At 67.1% G+C, this 2,447-nt stretch carries 1 protein-coding gene; it reads left to right on the forward strand.

From position 1 onward, the window contains the following. Nucleotides 1-165: 165 nt before the first annotated feature. On the forward strand, nucleotides 166-2,447 hold a 2,282-nt coding region (locus ACJ8AT_RS08635), incomplete at its 3' end, for an ATP-binding protein (protein ID WP_407737165.1).

A 2,447-nucleotide genomic window follows, 5' to 3' on the forward strand; every position in this document is an offset into this window, starting at 1 on the left:
GGTTCCAGCAAACCTCAATAAAGTGTGACAAGCACCCGTCGCGGGTAGACTGGCGTGGTCAGGCCGTATCCGCACGCCAACCATGCGGCCGGTTGGAGCGGGAGCGTTGTGGAGTCAGCAGGAGTAGCAGCCCGAAGACGTGGACGCGGGCAGGGCATCCGCGGGGTGCTCATCGAACGCGAGCACGAGCTTGCCACGATCGAGCACGCCCTCCGATGTGCTCGGGACGGCGTGGGCAACGTGGTCGTGATCGAGGGCCCAGTCGGTAAGGGTAAGTCGCGGCTGCTCAACGCGGCCGGTGATCTGGGCAGGCAGTGCGGATTCCATGTCTTGGGAGCGCAAGCAACCGCCCTCGAGCAGGAGTTTCCATTCGGGGTGGCCATCCAGCTGTTCGAGCCGAAATGGATCAGCTCAAGCACCGACACCCGGGAGAGGCTCCTTGCAGGTCCGGCGAAGGCCGCCCGCCGATTGTTGGAAGGGCTGATCGGAGAGCAGCTACCGCCCAGAGACAACGCGTATCCGATCATTCACGGCCTCTTCTGGCTGGTCTCCAATCTGGTTCACCCTCCCCAGCCGGCATCGCCTACGACCCCGGTGGCCATGCTGGTGGATGACATTCACTGGGCGGATGCCCCGTCGCTTCGGTTTCTCGCCTATCTGGCCGAGAGAGTCAGCGATTTGCCAATCGTCCTCGTCGTCGCGTCTCGTTCGGGAGAGCCAACCAGCGATCCAGGCGTGCTTCGGGTCCTGCGCGGAGCGGCTATGGGGAGAACTCTGAAACCGCGGGCGTTGAGCCCGGCCGGCGTCGAAGCGCTCGTGCAGGAGGAGTTTCCGGACGCGGATCCGGATTTTTGCGCCGCCTGTGCGCGCGTCACCAGCGGGAACCCGTTTCTTGTCATTGAACTCCTGGCGCAGGTCAAGTGCGACGGCTACGCGCCCGACGACGCTACAGCGAAGCTGCTCGCCAACCTCGCCCCAAGCTCAGTTCTGAACGCCGTGATCGCCCGTCTCGGTGCGATGCCCGAACCTGTCCGGCAGCTCGCGTGTGCCGTCGCCATCCTCGGGGACGGCGCGTGGTTACATCATGCTGCCGAACTCGCCGGGCTCGAGATCCGAGCGGCCTCCGACGCAGCCGACATTCTCGCGGCGAGCCACATGCTGCGGGACGGAGTCCCGCTGTCATTCGTGCACACTGTCATTGGATCCTCGGTCGTGCAGTCGATGTCGAAGCTGGCCCGCGAAGAAGCACATCGTCGGGCTGCCGCGATCCTCGATGGTGGGGGGGCTCTTCCAGAGGCAGTAGCCGCCCACATCTTGGCCACTTCTCCGCGTTCGAGCGCGGGAGCGGTCGAGGTCCTCAGGGCAGCGGCGCGCAACGCTGTCGCCTCCGGCGCTCCGGCCACCGCTGTCCGCCTGCTCCAGCGGGCGCTGGCCGAGCCACCCCCGGACCAGGCGTGTCCAGAAGTCCTCGCCGAGCTGGGACAGGCCGAGGCGCTGACCGGATCGGCTCGGGCGGTTGACCGCCTCGGCCAGGCACGTGCGGCGAGTGAGGATCCGACGCGACGAGCGGAGCTGGCGCTCACCCAGGGCCGAGCCCTTTACGTCCAAGGGAGGCATGGCGAGGCGGCGGCGGTCTTCGACCTCGGGCACGACGAGGTGAAGCACACGGGCGCGGCGCTGGCCGACGAGCTCGAGGCGGCATACGTCTCCGCCGCATCACTTGTCCCTGAACTCCTAGCCGAGGCTCGACGACGTCGTGAGGAGATGCTCGAACAGGCAGAGGGTGAGCCGACTACCGGCCAGCAGGTGGCGCTCGCCCACGCGGCGGCTATGGACGCGTTGAAGGGCGAGCCCCGGGAGGCCGTAGCGCGCCTGGGGAAGCTCGCATGGAAAGACGGAGCGCTCCTGCGAGCGGAGACCGCGGACGGCTTGGCCTGGCCTCTTCTTGCCCGCGCCTTCACCGTCGTCGACGAACTCGAGCAGGCTGTCGCGCTCTGCGATGCCGCGATGGCGGATGCACGACGGCATGATTCTCCCTTCGCATTTGCCACCGCGAGCGCATGCCGCGCGCGGCCGCGCTATGACCAGGCCCGGATAGTGGAGGCTGCCGCTGACGCTCAAGCCGCTCTCGATGCCCGCCGTGATGGTTGGCGCACCTTTGTGGGGCTGGCATCGGCTGTCTGTGCCCAATGCTGCATCCAAGCGGGACGCCTCGATGAGGCGGAGAGGATCCTGGCCATCACGAACGAGCCAGAGGTCCAGGACAGCCTGGACCACGCCCAGCTGCTCGATGCTCGCGCACAACTCCGACTGGCGCAGATGCGGCCTGACGAAGCGCTCGTCGACGCGATCCACGCCGGAAAGCGGCTCGAGGACGAGTTCTGCGTATGGAGTCCCGGCGTGGTGGCCTGGCGGACGACTGCGGCTCTTGCGCATCTCGCGCTTGA

Source organism: Hyalangium sp. (genome assembly GCF_045802625.1).
Taxonomy (GTDB): Bacteria; Myxococcota; Myxococcia; order Myxococcales; family Myxococcaceae; genus Hyalangium.